At 64.0% G+C, this 19,792-nt stretch carries 16 protein-coding genes and 1 other RNA gene; 10 read left to right on the top strand and 7 right to left on the bottom strand.

Translation table 11 applies throughout. The features are described 5' to 3' along the window. Positions 1 to 23: 23 nt before the first annotated feature. Positions 24 to 3,095, bottom strand: coding sequence for a DNA polymerase I (gene polA / locus JQ624_RS28470; RefSeq protein WP_212422226.1), 3,072 nt, complete (start codon positions 3,093 to 3,095; stop codon positions 24 to 26). Positions 3,096 to 3,244: 149 nt separating this feature from the next. On the opposite strand from polA, the gene JQ624_RS28465 reads away from it, so the two are divergent. Beyond that, complete coding sequence (locus JQ624_RS28465) at positions 3,245 to 3,838, top strand: hypothetical protein (protein WP_212422225.1); 594 nt, start codon at positions 3,245 to 3,247, stop codon at positions 3,836 to 3,838. Between the two features lie 7 nt (positions 3,839 to 3,845). Here the strand turns inward: JQ624_RS28465 and JQ624_RS28460 are convergent, their stop codons facing one another. Next, positions 3,846 to 4,898 carry an acyltransferase family protein gene (locus tag JQ624_RS28460; RefSeq protein WP_212422224.1) on the bottom strand — a complete coding sequence of 351 codons (1,053 nt, stop codon included), beginning with the start codon at positions 4,896 to 4,898 and terminating at the stop codon, positions 3,846 to 3,848. Between the two features lie 180 nt (positions 4,899 to 5,078). Between JQ624_RS28460 and JQ624_RS28455 the strand changes: the two genes are divergently transcribed. The 4 genes from JQ624_RS28455 (at position 5,079) to JQ624_RS28440 (ending at position 11,298) form a co-directional block, all read left to right on the top strand. Then, a complete protein-coding gene (locus JQ624_RS28455) occupies positions 5,079 to 6,398 on the top strand; it encodes a UDP-glucose/GDP-mannose dehydrogenase family protein (protein WP_212422223.1) in 1,320 nt (439 codons plus the stop codon). 116 nt (positions 6,399 to 6,514) lie between these two features. Then, positions 6,515 to 8,992 carry an ATP-dependent helicase HrpB gene (gene hrpB / locus JQ624_RS28450; RefSeq protein WP_212422222.1) on the top strand — a complete coding sequence of 826 codons (2,478 nt, stop codon included), beginning with the start codon at positions 6,515 to 6,517 and terminating at the stop codon, positions 8,990 to 8,992. 182 nt (positions 8,993 to 9,174) lie between these two features. Next, positions 9,175 to 9,678, top strand: a complete 504-nt coding sequence (locus JQ624_RS28445; protein WP_212422287.1) for a TIGR02281 family clan AA aspartic protease — start codon at positions 9,175 to 9,177, stop codon at positions 9,676 to 9,678. A 120-nt stretch (positions 9,679 to 9,798) separates the two neighbouring features. Continuing rightward, positions 9,799 to 11,298, top strand: coding sequence for a phosphomannomutase/phosphoglucomutase (locus JQ624_RS28440; protein WP_212422221.1), 1,500 nt, complete (start codon positions 9,799 to 9,801; stop codon positions 11,296 to 11,298). Between the two features lie 119 nt (positions 11,299 to 11,417). On the opposite strand, the gene JQ624_RS28435 is transcribed toward JQ624_RS28440, so the two are convergent. From JQ624_RS28435 to JQ624_RS28420, 4 genes are all read right to left on the bottom strand, one after another. Then, entirely contained in the window at positions 11,418 to 11,918 is a 501-nt protein-coding gene (locus JQ624_RS28435) for an Lrp/AsnC family transcriptional regulator (protein WP_108512319.1), read from the bottom strand. A gap of 68 nt (positions 11,919 to 11,986) precedes the next feature. After that, a complete protein-coding gene (locus JQ624_RS28430) occupies positions 11,987 to 12,949 on the bottom strand; it encodes a sugar kinase (RefSeq protein ID WP_212422220.1) in 963 nt (320 codons plus the stop codon). Between the two features lie 80 nt (positions 12,950 to 13,029). Next, positions 13,030 to 13,980: an NAD(+) diphosphatase gene (gene nudC / locus JQ624_RS28425; protein WP_212422219.1), complete on the bottom strand. Its 951-nt coding sequence runs from the start codon at positions 13,978 to 13,980 to the stop codon at positions 13,030 to 13,032. 4 nt (positions 13,981 to 13,984) lie between these two features. Further along, on the bottom strand, positions 13,985 to 14,410 hold the full coding sequence (locus JQ624_RS28420) for an HIT domain-containing protein (protein WP_212422218.1): 426 nt from the start codon (positions 14,408 to 14,410) through the stop codon (positions 13,985 to 13,987). Between the two features lie 256 nt (positions 14,411 to 14,666). On the opposite strand from JQ624_RS28420, the gene ffs reads away from it, so the two are divergent. From ffs to JQ624_RS28395, 5 genes are all read left to right on the top strand, one after another. Continuing rightward, positions 14,667 to 14,763, top strand: an RNA gene (ffs, locus tag JQ624_RS28415) — signal recognition particle sRNA small type. 110 nt (positions 14,764 to 14,873) lie between these two features. Next, entirely contained in the window at positions 14,874 to 16,718 is a 1,845-nt protein-coding gene (locus JQ624_RS28410) for a DNA polymerase III subunit gamma/tau (protein WP_212422217.1), read from the top strand. A 24-nt stretch (positions 16,719 to 16,742) separates the two neighbouring features. Then, entirely contained in the window at positions 16,743 to 17,066 is a 324-nt protein-coding gene (locus JQ624_RS28405) for a YbaB/EbfC family nucleoid-associated protein (protein WP_212422216.1), read from the top strand. Position 17,067: 1 nt separating this feature from the next. Next, entirely contained in the window at positions 17,068 to 17,673 is a 606-nt protein-coding gene (gene recR, locus JQ624_RS28400) for a recombination mediator RecR (protein ID WP_212422215.1), read from the top strand. Positions 17,674 to 17,697: 24 nt separating this feature from the next. Next, positions 17,698 to 18,126: a hypothetical protein gene (locus JQ624_RS28395; RefSeq protein ID WP_212422214.1), complete on the top strand. Its 429-nt coding sequence runs from the start codon at positions 17,698 to 17,700 to the stop codon at positions 18,124 to 18,126. 157 nt (positions 18,127 to 18,283) lie between these two features. Here the strand turns inward: JQ624_RS28395 and JQ624_RS28390 are convergent, their stop codons facing one another. Next, positions 18,284 to 19,654: an AmpG family muropeptide MFS transporter gene (locus JQ624_RS28390; protein ID WP_212422213.1), complete on the bottom strand. Its 1,371-nt coding sequence runs from the start codon at positions 19,652 to 19,654 to the stop codon at positions 18,284 to 18,286. Positions 19,655 to 19,792 lie beyond the last annotated feature (138 nt).

Genomic DNA, 19,792 nt, shown 5'->3' with positions numbered 1-19,792 from the left:
CGCCCAGGCGATGACAGTGCGCGTTAATGCGCCTCGTCCCAATTATTCGCGGCCCGTGCATCGACCTGTAACGGCACCGACAGCACCACCGCCGGGAACGGCGCGTCCTGCATCACGTGCTGCACCACCGGCAACGTCGCCGCCACTTCGTCGTCAGGCACTTCGAAGATCAGTTCGTCGTGAACCTGCAGAAGCATCTGCGCCGAGAGCTTCTTCTCGGCCAGCGCGTCCTCCATCCGGACCATGGCGCGGCGGATGATGTCGGCGGCGGTGCCCTGCAGGCGCGCGTTGATCGCCGCGCGCTCGTTGAAGGAGCGGACCGAGGCGTTGGAGGCCTTAATGTCGGGATAATGGCACTTCCGCCCGAACAGCGTCGTGACATAGCCGTTGGTGCGGCAGAAATCCCGCGTCTCGTCCATGTAGGCGCGGATGCCCGGAAAGCGCTCGAAATATTTCTTGATGTAGGCGGAGGCTTCCTCGCGGGCGATGCCGAGCTGGTTGGCAAGACCGAATGCCGAGATGCCGTAGATGATGCCGAAATTGATCGCTTTCGCCCGGCGGCGCACTTCGCCCGGCATGTCCTTGATCGGCACGCCGAACATTTCGGACGCCGTCATGGCGTGAATGTCGAGCCCGTCGCGGAATGCCCGCTTCAGCACGGGAATGTCGGCGATCTCGGCCAAGAGCCGCAATTCGATCTGTGAGTAATCCGCCGACACCAGCTTGTGCCCGGGCGTCGCGACAAAGGCGCGGCGGATCTTGCGGCCGTCCTCGGTACGCACCGGAATGTTCTGCAGGTTCGGCTCGTTCGACGACAGCCGTCCGGTGGTGGTCGCGGCCAGCGCGTAAGTCGTGTGCACGCGGTGGGTCTGCGGATGGACATATTCCGGCAGTGCGTCGGTATAGGTCGATTTCAGCTTGGAGACCTGCCGCCATTCCAAAATCTTCTTCGGAAACTCATGGCCCTGTTCGGCGAGTTCGTCGAGGATCTGCGCCGAGGTCGACCACGCGCCGGTCTTGGTCTTGGTGCCGCCGGTTATTCCCATCTTGCCGAAGATGATGTCGCCGATCTGCTTGGGGCTGCCGACATTGATCGGCTCGCCCGCGATCTCCTGCAGCTCGGCCTCGACACGGGCCGCGGTCTGGGCGAACTCGCCCGACAGCCGCGACAGCACCTGCCGGTCGATCGAGATGCCGCGCCGCTCCATCCGCGCCAGCACGCTGACCAGCGGCCGTTCCAGGGTCTCGTAGACCGTCGTCATGTGCTCGGCGGCGAGCCGCGGCTTCAGCACGCGATGCAGCCGCAGGATCACGTCGGCGCTTTCGGCCGAATGAGCGGTCGCCTTGTCGATCGCGACCTGATCGAAGGTCAGCTTGTTCTTGCCGCTGCCGATCAGCTCGCTTTCGCTAATCACGGCATGACCGAACCAAAGTTCGGCCAGCGAACCCAACGCATGCGAGTTGCGCCCGGCGTCAAGCGCGTACGACATCAGCTGTGCGTCGTCGGTATTACGCAAGGTGACGCCGTGCTGCGCCAGCATCACGGCGTTGAACTTGATGTTGAAGCCGATCTTGAGAACGCCTGCGGATTCCAGCAGCGGCTTCAGCGTGGCCAGCGCGTCGCCGGCTCTGATCTGGTCGGGCGCGAGCCCGGCGTCGAACAGGCCCGCGCCGTCGCCGGATTGCCGGTGGGTGAACGGCACATAACAGGCATCGTTCGGCGCCAGCGCCAGCGCAATGCCGCAGATGTCGGCCTGCATCGGATCGTCGGAATTCGATTTGGCGTCGATCGCGAAGCGGCCGGCGTCGTAGGCGCGCTCGATCCAGGCGTTGAGTTCGGCGAGGTTGCGGATGGTCTGGTACTTGCTGCGTCCGACCGGCAGCTTTCGCGCGGCTTCGGCGCGGGCGGCGGCGAGCGAAATCGGCGTTCCCTTGTGGCTCGCAGCCTTGTCCTGCTTGTCGGCGCCTTTGCCCTGTGCCGCTCCGCCCTTGCTCGAGGGCGCGGCGGAAGAAGAGCCGGGGGCGTCGAATAGTGTCGCGCCCTCGGCATAGCCTTCCGGCTTCTTGCCCGAGGGCGGTACCGCGAAAACACTGGCGCCGCTCTTGTTGCCCGCATCAGCCTCCACATCGGACGGATCGATTTGCGAATATTCGGCGACGCGGCGGGTGAGTGTGGAGAACTCCATCGCCTTGAGGAAGGCGATCAGCTTGCGTGCATCCGGCTCGTGCACCGCGAGGTCGTCGAGCGGCACTTCGAGATCGACGTTGTCGTCGAGCAGCACGAGCTTCCTGGAAATCCGGGCCTTCTCGGCGTTCTCGATCAGGGCCTCGCGCCGTTTCGGCTGCTTGATCTCGCCGGCGCGGAACAGCAACTGTTCCAGATCGCCATATTCCACGATCAGTTGCGCCGCGGTCTTGACGCCGATGCCGGGCACGCCCGGCACATTATCGGTGGAATCGCCGGCCAGCGCCTGCACCTCGACCACCTTCTCCGGCGGCACGCCGAATTTCTCGATCACTTCGGGAATGCCGATGCGGCGATCCTTCATGGTGTCGTACATCGTGACCTTGTCGGTCACGAGCTGCATCAAATCCTTGTCGGAGGAAACGATGGTGGTGGTGGCACCGCGCTCGCCCGCGAGCCGCGCATAGGTCGCGATCAGATCGTCGGCCTCGAAACCCACCTGCTCCAGGCAGGGCAGGTCGAACGCGCGCACCGCCTCGCGGATCAGCGCGAATTGCGGGATCAAATCATCCGGCGCCGGCGGCCGGTGCGCCTTGTAATCGGGGTAGAGCTTGTTGCGGAACGTGATCTCCGATTTGTCGAACACGATCGCCAGATGCGTCGGCCGGTTGTCCTCGGGCATCTCGCGGAGCAGCTTCCACAGCATGTTGCAGAAGCCGAGCACGGCATTGACCTGCAGCCCGTCGGACTTGCGGTTCAGCGGCGGCAGCGCGTGATAGGCGCGGAAAATGTAGGAGGAACCGTCGACTAGGAACACATGGTCGCCCTTGCCGGGTTGCTTGGCTGGCGCCTTGGCAGGGGTTTTGGCAGGAACGGGCTTCGCGGCGGTTTTGGGGGCTGATTTCGGCATGGCCGAAATTTAGGGATTTTTGCGCGGATTGACAGCCTTCCGGATCGGGTTGGGCCTGGATTTTTCTGTTTTCCCCTCATCATGGAAGGAGTTGCATCCCCGCCCGTTCCGTGTCCCCTTGCGGTCCGGCCGGACCGAAAGGAAGAGCAATGACCACGCAACTCGACACGCTCATGGAGAAGCTGCGGGGCGTCGAGGCCGAGATCGAGGTCGAACTGGCGAAGCGGAGAGAAGAACTGCGCTTTCATTTCGAAAAACGAAGGATCGTATTCGAAAAGGAGGTGGCGCGGCTTCACCGGGAGTTGAAGACGCGGGTGTCGCGCTACATCATCGAGGCCAATCCGCTGACGGTCCTGACCGCGCCGGTGATCTATTCGATGATCGTCCCGATCGCGCTGCTTGATCTAAGCGTCATGGTGTATCAGGCGATCTGCTTCCCGGTATACCGGATTCCGAAAGTGCGCCGACGCGACTATCTGGTGTTCGACCGTCATCATCTGGCCTATCTCAACGTCATCGAGAAGTTCAATTGCGCCTATTGCTCCTATGCCAACGGCGCGATCGCTTTCATGCGCGAGGTGGCGTCACGCACGGAAGTCTACTGGTGCCCGATCAAGCATGCCCGCCGGGTGTTGGGTCCGCACCCGCATTATCAGGGATTTGCCGATTTCGGCGACGCCGAGGGCTTTCGTGCCAGGATCCGGCAGTTGGAGGACGGTGTAAAGATCGAAGGCGTGGGCTGATTCCAGATTACTCCGCCGCTTGCAGCGCCGGAGCGGCCTTCTTCGGCGCGATCCAGAAGGCGGCGGGGCGCTCGAACAGGAAGTCGGCCCGTAGCGCCAGGGCCAGCCTCCAGATCAGAACCGCGCCGGCGACGCCGGCGACGGTCACGATCAGCGAGATCACGCCGATATCGGCGATCAGGCCGGTCTTCAGCAAGAGCGTTCGGGTCACCGCCATCGGCAGGAAGAAGGCGAGATAGATGACGATGGAATGCTCGCCGCAATAGCGGAGGAAATTGAGCCACTGCATGCGCGCCAGCAGCGTGCCCATCACGATGATGGCTCCGGCGCCGGCGAAGCCGAGCGCCAGCGAGATCAGCGGCCAATGGCTGAAGCCCGACACCACGAGGCCGCCGTTGACGAGCGTCCACAGCGCCAATCCAATCAGCGCCAGCGCCGGCTTCTCCCGAGAACGATCCGACAGCGCGAACACGTAGGAAGCAAACAGATAACCGGAGTAGAAATAGACGAAGCGCGCGCAGAATTCGTCGATTACCGTCCAGCCGGTTGCGATATGCGCCGTCTCCAGCGCCGCGGCGACGAGCCAGACTGCCATGGCGGGGATGTCGCGTGACAGTTTTGTGACGACGAAGAAAATCGGCAATAGATAAATGAACCACAAGGTGCCGAACGGCTCGATGAAGGATTCCAGATACAGCAAGCCGACATGGCGCCAGCCGTTTTCAGCGGCGAAGCCGGGCGCCTTGAAGCCGAACTGGATCGTCATCCACAGCACGTAAAAGTAAGCGAAGTGCACGACCTTGCGGTCGAGATAGGTGCGCCAGTCGCGGTCGATTACGACAGCGAGAAAAAGGCCTGAAATCAGGAAGAAATCCGGCATCCGGAACGGCTGCGCGAACATGACGAACGCATGCATGAAACCGGTCTCGCCGGCCGCTTTTTCCACGCCGAGCACCGAATGCATCATCACCACCATGACGATGCAGATGCCCTTGGCGTAGTCCACCCAGTCGATGCGGGTGGAACGCTCAGGTCCGGCGGATGTGCCGTTTAAGGTCATCGGTGTCCCTCTTCGGTGCGACGCGACCGCATCTTCGGCCCGATCCGTTGCTTTCTCCTTTATCCATACAAAGGACATGCCGGTATCGAGCGCTTTTTCCGGTTTCCCCTTTGCTGAAAAATGCTCTAAGACGCCCGCTAAATCGGGATTGGCGTTAACCATCAAATACGGGTTGTTTTCATGCGAATCGCCATGATTGGCACGGGCTATGTGGGGCTGGTATCCGGCGCCTGCTTTGCCGATTTCGGCCACCAGGTCACCTGCGTGGACAAGGATGCCGGCAAGATCGACGCCCTGCGCCGGGGCGAAATCCCGATTTTCGAACCCGGGCTCGACGCCCTGGTGGCGTCCAACGTCAAGGCCAAGCGGCTGGATTTCACCACCGACCTGACCGCGCCGGTCGCGGAAGCCGACGCCGTGTTCATCGCGGTCGGCACGCCGTCGCGGCGCGGCGATGGCCATGCCGACCTGACTTACGTCTACAGCGCCGCACGCGAGATTGCGGCTGCGCTGTCAGGCTTCACGGTGGTGGTGACAAAATCGACTGTGCCGGTCGGCACCGGCGATGAGGTCGAGCGGCTGATCCGCGAAGCCAATCCGGCGGCCGATGTGGTGGTCGCTTCCAATCCGGAATTCCTGCGCGAGGGCGCCGCGATCCGCGACTTCAAATTCCCCGATCGCGTCGTGGTCGGCACCTCGGACGAGCGCGGGCGCAAGGTGCTCGGCGACGTCTATCGGCCGCTGTCGCTCAACCAGGCGCCCTTGATGTTCACGGCGCGGCGTACCGCCGAGCTGATCAAATACGCCGCGAACGCGTTTCTCGCCACCAAGATCACCTTCATCAACGAGATGGCGGATCTTTCCGAAAAAGTCGGCGCCGACGTGCAGGAGGTGGCGCGCGGCATCGGGCTCGATAACCGCATCGGCACGAAATTCCTGCATGCTGGCCCGGGTTTTGGCGGCTCCTGTTTTCCCAAGGACATCCGCGCGCTGGTCAAGGTCGCGCTCGATCACGATGTGCAGTTGCGGATCGTCGAGGCGGTGCTCGGCGTCAACGACAACCGCAAGCGCGCGATGGCGCGAAAGGTTTCCAACGCGGTGGGCGGCAGCCTGCGCGGCAAGACCGTTGCGGTGCTCGGCCTCACCTTCAAGCCGGATACCGACGACATGCGCGAGGCGCCGTCGATCCCGCTGGTGACAGGCCTGCTCGACATGGGCGCCAAGGTACGCGCGCACGATCCGGTCGGCATGGAGCAGGCGCGCAAGGAATTGCCTGACATCGAGTATTGCGACGAACCCTATGAGTGCGTGAAGGGGGCGGACGCCATGGTGATCGTCACCGAGTGGGTGCAATACCGCGCGCTCGATTGGGAGCGAATCAAGAGCGAGATGGCGCAGCCCGTCGTGGTGGATTTGCGCAACATCTATCGCTCCGAAGACATGGCGGCGCACGGCTTCACCTATGAGAGCGTGGGGCGGGCGGCTGGCCCGCGGGGGTGAGCATTGTTGTCATACCCCGCGAAGGCGGGGTATCCAGTACTCTCGGTCTTTGCGATCAATAACGTCTGCGTTTACTGGATCACCCGCTTTTCGCGGGTGATGACGGATGAAAGACCTTGCCCCGAAGCTTCGACACGCCCCTCCCGATCGATGTGGTGCTCGACGAACTTGCGGCCACGCTGACGGATCATAATGCCGCAGTGCTGGTGGCGCCTCCCGGCGCCGGCAAGACCACACGGGTGCCGCTGGCACTGCTCGATGCGCCCTGGCTGAAAGACAAAAAGATCATCATGCTGGAGCCGCGGCGGATCGCGGCGCGGGCCAGCGCCGAGCGGATGGCGCGGACGCTCGGCGAGCGGGCAGGGGAGACCGTCGGCTATCGCGTCCGCTTCGGTTCAAAAATATCGCGCGCGACCCGGATCGAAGTCGTCACCGAGGGAATCTTCTCGCGGCAGATTCTCGACGATCCCGAACTATCAGGCGTCGCCGCCGTGCTGTTCGACGAGTTTCACGAGCGTTCGCTCGATGCCGATCTGGGCTTAGCGCTGGCGCGCGACGCGCAAACGGGCTTGCGCGAAGATCTGCGTATCCTGGTGATGTCGGCGACGCTCGACGGCGCGCGGGTCGGCAAACTGCTCGGCGACGCGCCGGTGGTCGCCAGCGAAGGCCGCGCCTTTCCGGTGGAGACACGGTATCTCGGCCGCAAGGCGGATGCGCCGATCGAGCGGCAGATGGCGGATGCGATCGCTGTCGCGCTGCGCGCCGATCCCGGCTCGGTGCTGGCGTTTCTGCCGGGCGCCGCCGAAATCCGCCGCACGCAGAATTTTCTCGGTGAACGGGTTCATGATGCCCGCGTCGAGATCGTGCCGCTGTTCGGCGCGCTCGATGCCGCCGTGCAGGACCGCGCCATCGCGCCGGCGCCGAAGGGCCAACGCAAGGTGGTGCTGGCAACCTCGATCGCCGAGACCTCGCTGACCATCGAGGGCGTCCGCATCGTGGTCGATTCCGGCCTGGCGCGGGTGCCGCGCTACGAGCCCGATATCGGCCTGACGCGGCTGGAGACCGTGCGCGCCTCGCGCGCCGCGGTCGACCAGCGCCGCGGCCGTGCCGGCCGTACCGAGCCCGGCATATGCTACCGGCTGTGGGACGAGCCGCAGACCGCTTCGCTCGCCGCCTATACCCAACCCGAAATTCTCTCCGCCGACCTTTCCTCGCTGGTGCTCGATCTCGCACAATGGGGCGTCCGCGATCCCACCACGCTGGCGTTTCTCGATCCCCCGCCCGCGCCCGCGTTGAAGGAAGCCAACAGCCTGCTTAGCGAACTCGGCGCGCTCGATTCCGACGGCCGAATCACCGCGGAGGGCCAAAGCCTGCGTGCGCTGGCGCTGCCGCCACGCCTGGCGCGCATGATCGTGGATTCGCATCGGCTGGGCGCTGGCGAGGAGGCGGCCGACATCGCCGCCGTCCTGACCGAGCGCGGCCTCGGCGGCGACAGCGTCGATCTCGATGTCAGGCTCGACCAGTTCCGCCGCGACCGCTCGCCGCGCGCTTCCAGTGCCCGCAGTCTCGCGCAGCGCTGGGCACAGCAGGTGGCTTCGACCGAGGGGCCGGCCGGCGAGGATATCTCGCCCTCCACCGGCATCATGCTGGCGCTGGCCTTCCCCGATCGCGTCGCGCGCAACCGCGGCAATGGCAGCTTTGTGCTCGCCAACGGCCGTGGCGCGGCTGTCGAGCAAACCTCGTCGCTGGCGCGCGCGCCCTATATTGCGGTCGCCGAGCTGACCGGCACGGCGGCCCAGGGACGCATTCTGCTGGCGGCGCCGATCGCGCAGGAAGATATCGAAACGCGCTTCGCCAATCAGATCGAGGACAGGGAAGAGATTTCATTCGATCGCGGCGCGATGGCGCTACGCGCGCGCCGCAAGCGGACACTGCACGCGATTACGCTGTCGGAAGCACCGGTCGCGCTGTCGCCCTCGGCGGAGACCGCGCGCATTTTCGCCGCGGGCTTGGTCGCCGCCGGGCTCGACAAGCTGCCATGGTCGAAATCCCTGAAGCAATGGCGCGACCGCGTGATGTTCCTGCGCAGGGCGGAAGGCGATAGCTGGCCCGATCTGTCCGACGCCGCGCTCGCTGCCGCCGGCGAGAACTGGCTCGTGCCCGCGCTCTACGACAAGACCTCGCTGAAGGATCTTTCCCCCGGCGATTTCTCCGACGCGCTGATGACGCTACTGCCGTGGGAGTTGCGCGCGCGGCTGGAGCGCGAAGCGCCGACGCATTTCGAAGCGCCGACCGGCACCATGCTGGCCATCGACTACGAGGCCGAGCAGGGCCCGACCATCGCGGTCCGCTTGCAGGAACTGTTCGGCCTCAACACCCATCCCTCGATCGCCAAGGGCGCGGTGCCGCTGGTGCTGGAATTGTTGTCCCCGGCGCAACGCCCGGTGCAGGTGACACGCGACCTTCCGGGCTTCTGGCGCGGCAGCTATGCAGCCGTGCGCTCCGACCTGCGCGGCCGCTATCCCCGCCACCCCTGGCCGGAAGACCCGGCCAACGCGTTGCCGACCCGCCGCGTCAAGCCGCGCGGGACGTGACGGCTTTTCTGCCTCGCCCCGCTCTTTGTTCAGAACGGGGAGAGGTGAAACACGGGCGTTAACGCTTCACTCATCCTTTTCGCGAAAATGACAACCTTGGCCGCCGCTGTTAGTCGCGGCTTGGCGGCCGGCGTGGTGATATCGGCGGTCTGGTAAGCGAGTGTGGCGTAATGCGTAACCTGATGATCCTTGCTGCCGTGCTGGCCGGTCTCGGCACCTATATGGCGCAGATGGCGGACAAGATGTCGCCGGTGCCGGCCACCGCCAGCGCATCGCCGCAAAAAGCGCCCGCGCAAACGGTCGCGCAAGCCTCCGGCCGCAGCCTCGACATCCCCCGCGACGCCCGCGGTCATTTCCAGACCGATGGCCGCATCGAAGGTCAGCGCGTCAATTTCATGATTGACACCGGCGCTTCGCTGGTGGCGCTGAACGAAAAGTCCGCGGCGCGATTCGGCTTCCGTCCCTCGCGCAGCGACTACAATTCGACCGTCACCACCGCCAACGGCACCATCAAGGCCGCGCGCACGCGGCTCGCCATGATCGAGCTCGGCGGTCTTGTGGTGCGCGACGTCGACGCCGTGGTGCTGCCCGACGAGGCGTTGTCGGAAAACCTGCTCGGCCTGTCGTTCCTGTCGAAGCTGAAGCGCTTCGAATACGCCAACGGCAAGATGGTGCTGGAACAGTAAGGTTTCCCGGTTACCAAACCGCCGCAATTAACCGCCACAAGCCGCCGGTCCGCCTATCGCCCGGCCCGCGTATTCGCTATGGCTGCGGTGTTCCCTCGCAATTTATTGACAAGGTACCTCATGTTCCCCAAGCCCAAATCCGTGCTGGTTCCGAATACCTATGAGTTCGAATCCGGGCCGATGGTGAAGGCAACCGGTTTTCGCGAATACGACGCGCGCTGGTTGTTTGAGAAGGAAATCAACCTGATGGGCGTTCAGGCGCTGGGCATGGGGCTCGGCGCGCTGATTGGGGAACTCGGCGTCAAGCAGGAAATCGTCACCGGCCACGATTTTCGCAGCTATTCGGCCTCGATCAAATACGCGCTGATTACCGGCCTGATGGCGGCGGGCTGCAAGGTACACGACATCGGGCTGGCGATGACGCCGATGGCCTATTTCGCGCAGTTCGATCTCGACGTGCCCTGCGTCGCGATGGTGACCGCCTCGCATAACGACAATGGCTGGACCGGCGTCAAGATGGGCGCCAACCGTCCGCTCACTTTCGGTCCCGACGAGATGACGCGGCTGAAGGAAATCGTGCTCAACGCCGAGTTCAACAACAAGGCTGGCGGCTCCTATCAGTTCCACGAGAACTTTCCGGCGCGTTATATCGCCGATCTCACCAAGCGGCCGAAGCTCAAGCGCAAGCTGAAGGTCGTGGTCGCCTGCGGCAACGGCACGGCTGGCGCATTCGCGCCGCAGGTGATGGAGGCGATCGGCTGCGAAGTCGTTCCGCTCGACACCGAACTCGATCACACCTTCCCGAAATACAATCCGAATCCCGAAGATATGGAGATGCTGCACGCGATCCGCGACGCGGTGCTCAAGCACAGGGCCGACGTGGGGCTAGGCTTCGACGGCGATGGCGACCGCTGCGGCGTGGTCGACAATACCGGTGAGGAAATCTTCGCCGACAAGGTCGGCGTCATGCTGGCGCGCGACATGTCGGCGATCCACAAGGACGCGCAGTTCGTGGTCGACGTGAAATCCACCGGCCTGTTCGTCACCGATCCGGTGCTGCAGAAGCAGGGCGCGAAGGTAGTCTACTGGAAGACCGGCCATTCCTACATGAAGCGCCGCACCAACGAACTCGGCGCGCTAGCAGGTTTCGAAAAATCCGGGCATTTCTTTTTCAACAAGCCGACCGGCCGTGGCTATGACGACGGCCTGGTCTCGGCGATCGCGATCTGCGAGATGCTCGACCGCGCATCTGACAAGTCGATGGCGGACCTGAAAGACGCGCTGCCGAAGACCTGGTCGTCGCCGACCATGTCGCCGCATTGCGCCGACGAGACCAAATACGGCGTCGCTGACGCCGTGGTGAAGCATTTCGAAGCGCTGCAGAAGAAAGGCGACAAGGTCGCCGGCCAGAAGATCCGCGATCTCGTCACCGTCAACGGCGTGCGCGTCACGGTCGAGGACGGCAGCTGGGGCCTGGTGCGGGCCTCATCGAACAAGCCGGAGCTGGTGGTGGTGGTCGAGAGCCCGGTTTCCGAACAGCGCATGCGCGATATGTTCGAGGCGATGGATTCCGTGCTGCGCACGCATCCCGAAGTCGGCGCGTACAATCAGAAGATTTGAATTCAGGCTGTCATTGCCGGGCTTGACCCGGCAATCCATCACTTGGGAAAAAGCGCTTCATGAAGATTGATGGATACGCGGGTCAAGCCCGCGTATGACAATTCGTGCTGTGCCCGCCCTTACGCCGCCGGCACCGGCAGCGCCGTCACCGACTTGATCTTCTCCATCGCAAAACGCGAGGTGACGTTCTTCAGCGGCACGGCGCTGATCAGTTTTTTGTAGAACACGTCATAGCTCGCCATGTCGGCGACCACGACGCGCAGCATGTAATCGACGTCGCCGGCCATCCGGTAGAACTCCATCACCTCCGGCATGGCGCTGACCGCGCTGGCGAAGGTCTTCAGCCAGGCTTCCGAATGATCGGAGCTCTCGACCGAGACGAACACGGAAATGCCGAGGCCGATCTTGTTCTGGTCGACCAGCGCCACCCGGCGCAGGATCACGCCGTCGGCCTCCAGCCGCTGGATCCGTTTCCAGCACGGTGTCGACGATAGCCCGACCCGGTCCCCGATCTCGGCGACCGACAGGGAGGCGTCCTCCTGCAGCACGGTCAGGATCTTGCGGTCGATGGCATCCAGGCGGCGGTTGGCCTCAGGGAGTTGAACAGCTAGGTCGGTCATGAGAAGAATGTTCCATACGGGAGGTTCTATCTCCTCATATATAGAAAAATCTTCTATAGCAAGCCCCGCTATTGGCCGGTCGGCGCCCGGTCTGCAGCCTGGCCGTGGCTCAAAAGCTCTTCAACTTCAGCACGTTGCGGGGCGGCGAAGGCTCCCCCGAAGCGGGTGCATTTCAGCGCTGCGGCGGCGGAGGCGAATCGCAGCGCCTGCCGCAATTCCTGTTTCTCGGTAATGGCCAGCGCAAACGCGCCGTGGAACACGTCGCCGGCGCCCAGGGTATCCACCGTGTGCACCGGGAAGGCCGGGGTCTCCTGGATCTCCCCGTTCTCGTCGAGCCAGATCGTGCCCCTCGGACCCCGGGTCCCCGCCAGGAACGACGGGGTCAGTTTTGCAATCTTCTTCAGCGCCTGGGCGTCGTCGGTGACATCAGCGGTCTCCTGCAGCGGCTCGCTGGAGAACACCAGGTGTGTCGAGGCGTTCAACAGGCCTTCGCGCAGCGACATCGCCCGATCGACGTCGACGATCACGGGAATGCCGCGCCGGACGGCCTCGGCGCAAAGCTCGGTGCAGAATTCGGCGCAGCGGCTCTCGGTGAGGATGGCGGCGCAGTCGTCCAGCAGCGTGTCGAAGTCGGGCAACTTCACGTGCCACAGTTCCGGATCGCGGAAGGTCACGATGGTGCGTTCGCCGGAAGGATCGATCATCACCGCCGAGATCGGAGTCACCAGCCCCGGCATGTGGATGAGATGTTTCGTCTCGATGCCCTCATGCGCCATCTGATCGAAGATGAAGCGGCTCGATGTTTCCTTGGCATCGCCCATCGGCCCGCAGATCGAGGCGCGGCCGCCGAGCCGAACAATGCCGATCGCGCCATTGAGCGCGTTGCCGCCGCAGATTTCGTCGAATGCGGTGGCGTTCTCCTTGGAGCCGCGCCCGGGAACACCCGGCGTATGAAAGGTGAGATCGCGCACCGGCATACCGATGCAGAGAATCCGTGGCTGGATTTTGGGTGCTTTGTCTTGAAAGTTCATCCGGGAATCCGTCATGTCGGTTCCGCCCTCAGCCGGAACCAATGTCCGGAGTTAATCGACTGGTCCATGGACGGTTCCCGCTATGCGCTCGTTTCGTTTCCCCCATGCACCCAGCGGCCGATCAGATGATGCGCAATTGCGAACGGATGCGCCGCAAATAAGCCGTCAGGATGTTCGCGCCGGTGCATCAGGGCGACCTCGGCGCGATCGAACCAGCGCGCGTCCTCGAGCTCTGCGCGGTCCACCACAATATCCTCGTTGAGCGCGCGCGCGGCGCATCCGATCATCAGCGATGACGGATAGGGCCAAGGCTGCGTCATGTAATAGCTGACGTCAGTGCAGCGGATGCCGGATTCCTCGAAAATCTCGCGGCGGACCGCGTCTTCGATGGTCTCCGCCGCTTCGACAAAGCCGGCCAGACACGACCACATCCCCGGCAAAAACTGCTTCTGCCGGCCGAGCAGGCATTTCTCGCCCGATGTGACCAGCATGATCACGACCGGATCGGTGCGTGGAAAATGCTCGGCCTTGCAGCTCGGGCAGTCGCGCTTCCAGCCGCCTTCCTTCATCGAGGTGCGGGTGCCGCAATTGGCGCAGAAGCCGTGACGCTGGTGCCAGGTCACCATCGATTTCGCCATGGCGATAGCGGAGAGCTGTTCCGGCGGCACCGTGCCCTGCATCGCCATGCCGCGCAGTTCGGTCACGGCGACGTCGTCGCGCGTCATCAGCTTCTCGACCGCCGTGGCCGAAATGCCCATGCCGAAAACAGGCGCGCCGTCACGTAGCCCCAAAAAGATCGTGCCGGGATTGGCGCCGAGCTTCACGGCTTCTTCGACGCCGAGCAGCACGCGCGGCCCATCGGCTTCCTGCTTCACCAGAAGCGAGTCGCGGTAGATCACATAGGCGCCGGCGTTGCGCTGGCTCTCCAGCGCTAACAGTTTTTCGTCATTGGTGCGCAGATGCGCGGCGCGATCCAGGATATGGGTGACGAAAGCGGGCTTTCCCAGCGGATACTTGTCGAATGCGGACATCGGTTCAACCCAACCAGATCTTGCGGCGAAGCGCGTTGATGAAATTCTGTACTTCCTCGGCGTCATGCGCCAGCGGCGGCATCACGCCCCAGACCGGGCGCGGCCAGGCCGCGTCGCTGGTGCGCCGCGCGATGACGTGGACATGCAACTGCGGCACCAGATTGCCCAGCGCCGCGACATTGAGTTTGTCGCATTTGGTGATCTCTTTTAGCGCGCGCGAAACCCGGGAGATTTCGGTCATCAACTGCGCCTGCGCGACCTCGTCGAGGTCGATGATTTCCACCGCACCCTCCCGGCGCGGCACCAGGAGCAACCACGGGTAATGCGCATCCTTGATGACCAGCACCTTGCACAGCGGCAGGTCGCCGATGTCGATCGTGTCCTTTTTGAGCTGGGAATGCAGCGACCAGGCGGAGGCGTCAGAGGGCATCAGGGTTCTATAATCCTCAAAGTTGGATTGCAGAGGGCGGCCCTGCAAACAACACCCGTCATGGCCGGGCAGAAGCGCGAAGCGCGTTTTCGCCCGGGACGTCCCGGGCATCCACGTTTTTTTTGCGCTGAGTTGGAAGAAGCAAGACGCGGATGGCCGGGTCAAGCCCGGCCATGACGAAACGGGGGTAGTTCCGGCGCATGGCACCCACCAACCCCGCTTGCTTTCCGGCCCCTTTGGCCCCAAATAAGGACCGGGAGATTGGCGGTGGACGAGCCACTCGCCAACCGGGTCAGGTCCGGAAGGAAGCAGCCCTAACGAGGTCCGGATCGGGTCGCTCGTCAGTCTCCTACCGTTTTTTTCGAGCGAATCGCGCTGGGTGGCGGCAAAGTTCGCGCCTTGCGCCCGATTTCGCTCCTTTCCGCAAGCCGGCCCCGAGAGACAATCAATTGCGGATCGACCGATGAGTGACGCTGGCGCTCCCCCCGACAAGTCAGACGGCGCCGGCCGGAGCGGCTTCGACCTTGGCAACCAGGGCGAGGCGGCCAAGCCGTACCGGGTGCTGGCACGCAAATACCGCCCGTCCAGTTTTGACGACCTGATCGGCCAGGAGGCCATGGTCCGCACCGTTTCGAATGCATTCGAAACCGGCCGGATTCCGCAGGCCTGGATCCTGACCGGCGTCCGCGGGGTCGGCAAAACCACCACGGCGCGGATTCTCGCCCGGGCGCTCAATTACGAAAAGCCTGACGGGTCGGTGAAGGGCCCGACCATCCACATGCCTGACCTCGGCGTGCACTGTCAGGCGATCATGGAAAGCCGGCACATGGACGTGCTGGAAATGGACGCCGCCTCCCATACCGGCGTCGACGACGTCCGCCAGATCAATGACAGCGTGCGCTACGCGCCGGCCAGCGCCCGCTACAAGGTCTACATCATCGACGAAGTCCACATGCTGTCGACGGCGGCCTTCAACGCCTTCCTGAAGACGCTGGAAGAGCCGCCCGAGCACGCCAAATTCGTGTTCGCCACCACGGAAATCCGCAAAGTCCCGGTCACGGTGCTGTCGCGCTGCCAGCGTTTCGACCTGCGCCGCGTCGAGGCCGACGTGCTGATGGGCCATCTTTCCAACATCGCGAAAAAGGAAGGCGTCGAGGTCGAGCCCGAGGCGCTCGGTATCATCGCGCGCGCCGCGGAAGGCTCGGTGCGTGATTCGCTATCGTTGTTCGATCAGGCGATCGCGCATGCGGCTGGCCTTGTCCGGGCTGACGCGGTGCGGCAGATGCTGGGCCTTGCCGACCGCACCCGGGTGATCGATCTGTTCGAGCATCTGGCGCGCGGCGACCTCGCCAGCGCCTTTGGCGAATTCCGCAGCCAATATGATGTCGGCGCCGATCCGGTCGTGGTGTTGTCCGACCTTGCCGAATTCGTCAATTTCGTCACCCGGGTGAAGATCGTTCCCGCCACCGCCGATAATGTCGCGTTCGGCGAGACCGAGCGTGTCCGCGCCCGCGAATTTGCCGCAAAATTGTCGGTGCGGGTGTTGTCCCGGATGTGGCAGATGCTGCTCAAGGGCATCACCGAGGTGCAGACCGCAACCCGTCCGGCGGCGGCCGCGGAAATGGTGCTGGTCCGTATCGCCTATGTCGCCGATTTGCCGACCCCGGACGAAGCGATAAAAATGCTCGACCAGAACGGCGGCGGAGCGCAAATTACCTCCGGCGGCGCGGCACCGTCACGGGCTGCGCCCACCGCGCCGGTATCTTCAATGTCTGCCGCTTCGCCGATGCGGACGCCGGCTTCGCCACGCTCCGGCGCGGAAGCGTCCGCGCGGCCGCAAATGGTGGCGCCGTCGGCCCAAACCGAGTCCACACCGGTCCTGCGGCTCACCACTTTTCCGCAGCTGGTCGCGCTGGCTGGCGAGAAGCGTGATATCCTGACCAAGACGGCGCTGGAATCCGATATGCGCCTGGTCCGCTTCGAGGACGGGCGGCTGGAAGTGGCGCTGGAGCGCAACGCGGCGCGGGGGCTGGTCAACGATCTCTCCCGCAAGCTGGAACAATGGACCGGGCGGCGCTGGACCGTGATCGTCTCCAACGAGGCCGGCCAGCCGACGCTGCGCTCGCAGAATGAGCAGGCGAGGAACGAGCACGCGCGCGCCGCGGAAGCCGATCCGCGCGTCCAGGAGGTGCTGGCGCGATTTCCCGGCGCCAAGGTGGTCGAAGTGCGCCGGCTTGCCGCCGAGCCGCCGGAATCCAATATTAACGCTGAAGACCTGAACGAGAGTTCCGACGGCGACGACGACTGATCGAACTCTCAAGAGGACGAGCGAATGGCTGATTTTCTCGGCATGATGAAGCAGGCAGCGCAGCTGCAATCCAAGATGCAGGCGATGCAGGAAGAACTCGGCAATCTGGAGGTCGAGGGCATCTCCGGCGGCGGGCTGGTCGCCGTGCGCATGACCGCGAAGATGGAAGTGAAGGGCGTCAAGATCGATCCTTCGCTGATGAAGGCCGAGGAGCGCGAAGTGCTCGAGGATCTGCTGGTGACCGCGCATAACGACGCGCGGCGCAAGGCGGAAACTGCGGCGATGGAAAAAATGCAGGCGCTGACCGGCGGGCTCGGCCTGCCGCCCGGACTACTTGGTCTCGGCTGAAATGGCAGCAAGCGTTGCCGGACCTGAAATCGAACGCCTGATCCAGCTCTTGGCGCGCCTGCCAGGGCTCGGGCCGCGCTCGGCGCGGCGCGCGGCGCTGCACCTGATCAAGAAGCGCGAGGCGCTGATGACGCCGCTCGCAAGCGCCCTGCAGGTCGCGATCGACAAGATCCAGGTCTGCAAGACCTGCGGCAATATCGACACGCAAAATCCCTGCACGGTCTGCACCGATCCGCGCCGCGATCCCTCGACCATCGTCGTGGTCGCCGATGTCGCCGATCTCTGGGCGCTGGAACGGGCCAATGCGACCAACGGCCGCTATCACGTGCTCGGCGCCACATTGTCGCCACTCGACGGCGTCGGTCCGCAGGATCTGACCATCGACGCGCTGGTGGCTCGCGCGCACGAATCACAAGTCAGCGAAATCGTTCTGGCCTTGAATGCCACGGTTGATGGCCAGACCACCGCCCATTACATCACCGATCTCCTGCAGGACGCCAACGTCAAGGTGACCCGGCTTGCCCACGGCGTACCGGTCGGCGGCGAACTTGATTACCTCGACGAAGGTACGCTATCGGCTGCCATGCGGCAGCGAACGCTGTTCTAACCCACACATACGGAACTGATCGACATGACGAAACGACGATTCGGCAAACGCTCCCGCTTTGCGGTCATCATCATGGCCGCGGCTCTGGCTGCACCTTCCGCATGGGCGCAGCAGGCCGAGCCGGCGCCGAAGCCCGGCAAGCCGATCAATGCCGGCGATGTCCTGTCCGGTGAACTCAACGCCATGAAAGGCGGGAAGAAGGGCAAGCGCGCCGCGACCTACCAGATCACCAGCGAACCGCGCCGGCTGCCGCCGCCGAACGGGCTGTGCAATCTCGAAACCGGCCCCGAAACGTTTCAGCTGGTCACCTCAAGCGACGCCCAGGCCGCGCAGCTGAAGAATTTCATCGGCAAGGAAATTTCCGTCAAGGTCGACGAGGTCGCCTGTGCGCAGGACGCCGGGCAAATGAGCGAAGCCGTCATCACCAAATGGAGCGTGGTGACCAAGCACTGAGTTTTCGCCGCCGTTGTCACAAACACCGCCGTCATCGCCCGGCCTTGTGCGCAATTGCGCACTGGGACCGGGCGACCCAGTACGCCGCGGCCTGTCGGCTCTATCGCAACTGCTCTGGAATACTGGATCCCCGCCTTCGCGGGGATGACGACGGAACCTAAACCTTCACCGGTCCCAGCGCCTCGAAATGCCCGCGGCGGTGCAGCCAGGCGAGCAGGATCAGGCTCGGGATTGCGACCAGGACGCAGATCGCAAAAAACACCGGCCAACCCACGGCCTTCGCCACATAGCCTGCCCCCGACGACAGGTAAGTCCGCCCCACCGCGGCCAGCGCCGTCAGCAACGCGTATTGCGTGGCGGTATGCAGCGGATTTCGGCACAGCGCCGAGAGATAGGCGACGAAGATCACCGTGCCGATGGCGCTGGTGAAATTTTCCGCCGTGATCGCGAACGCCAGCGCCCATTGATTGACGCCGACCAGCGCCAGCCAGGAGAACGAGAGGTTGGCGACGGCCTGCAGCACGCCGCCGATCCACAGGCTCGTCGTCAGCGAATAGCGCCGCGCCACGAACCCGCCGGCGAAGCCGCCGATCAGGGTCGCGGCGAGGCCGACGCCCTTGACGATCGCGGCATAGTCGTTGCGGGTGAAGCCGAGGTCGATCACGAACGGCGCCGTCATGGTGCCGGAAAACGCGTCGGTGAACTTGAACAGCACCACGAAGGCGAGCGCTGCGAGAGCGTCCTTGCGGACGAGAAATTCCGAGAATGCCCCGACCGCGGCATGAAGCACCCGCGTAAACGCACTCTCCGCATGTGTTGCTGCTTCGGCGCGTGCGGATTGTTCGGGCTCGGTCGCGACGAGGGCTGTGATCGTGCCGACCAGCACCAGCGCGGCCATCACCACATAACCCCACATCCAGGCCGCGCCGCGCGTGATGCCGGTGCTCTCGAAGCCCGTGACAACGAACAGCGCGCCTGCAGTCGAGACCAGCATGCCGATACGATAGGCGGCGACATAGGACGCCATGCCGGCGGCCTGTTCGCTCTCCGGCAGGCTCTCGACGCGAAACGCGTCGACCACGATGTCCTGGGTCGACGACATGGTCGCCACCAGCAGCGCGCCGAGTGCGACAAACAGCGGCGAACGCGCAGGATCCGTCAGCGCCAGCAGCAGGATCGATCCGATCAGGAGCAGCTGCGAAAATACCAGCCAGCCGCGTCGGCGGCCGAACGCACGGGTGAAGAACGGCACATGCAGCGCATCGACCAGCGGCGCCCACAGGAATTTTAGCGTGTAGGGCGTGCCGACCATTGCGAACAGCCCGATGGTGACAAGATCGACGCCGGATTCGCGCATCCACACCAGCAGGGTCGATCCCGAAAGCGCGAGCGGCAGCCCGGAGGAAAACCCGAGCAGCAGCACGATCAGCACACGCGGCTGGAGATAGACGGCCCAGCCCTCGCGCCAGGAGGGAGCGGGGGCGGCGGCCTTTTCGGGCGAGGCGGAGGCGGTTTCCGGTGCTGTCATGGAGGGGTGTTAGCAGAGATTCGGCCACAAAAAGACTGTCATCGCCCGGCTTGACCGGGCGACCCAGGGCGGATTCAACCGGTCGTCGCAACACTTCAGCCAAGGAGGTTGCGATGAATGGATACGGACAAGATTCGG

The organism is Bradyrhizobium sp. AUGA SZCCT0283, assembly GCF_018130385.1.
Lineage (GTDB): Bacteria > Pseudomonadota > Alphaproteobacteria > Rhizobiales > Xanthobacteraceae > Bradyrhizobium.
The sequence above is the reverse complement of the archived record's forward strand: the minus strand, read 5'-3'. Positions and strand labels throughout refer to the sequence as shown.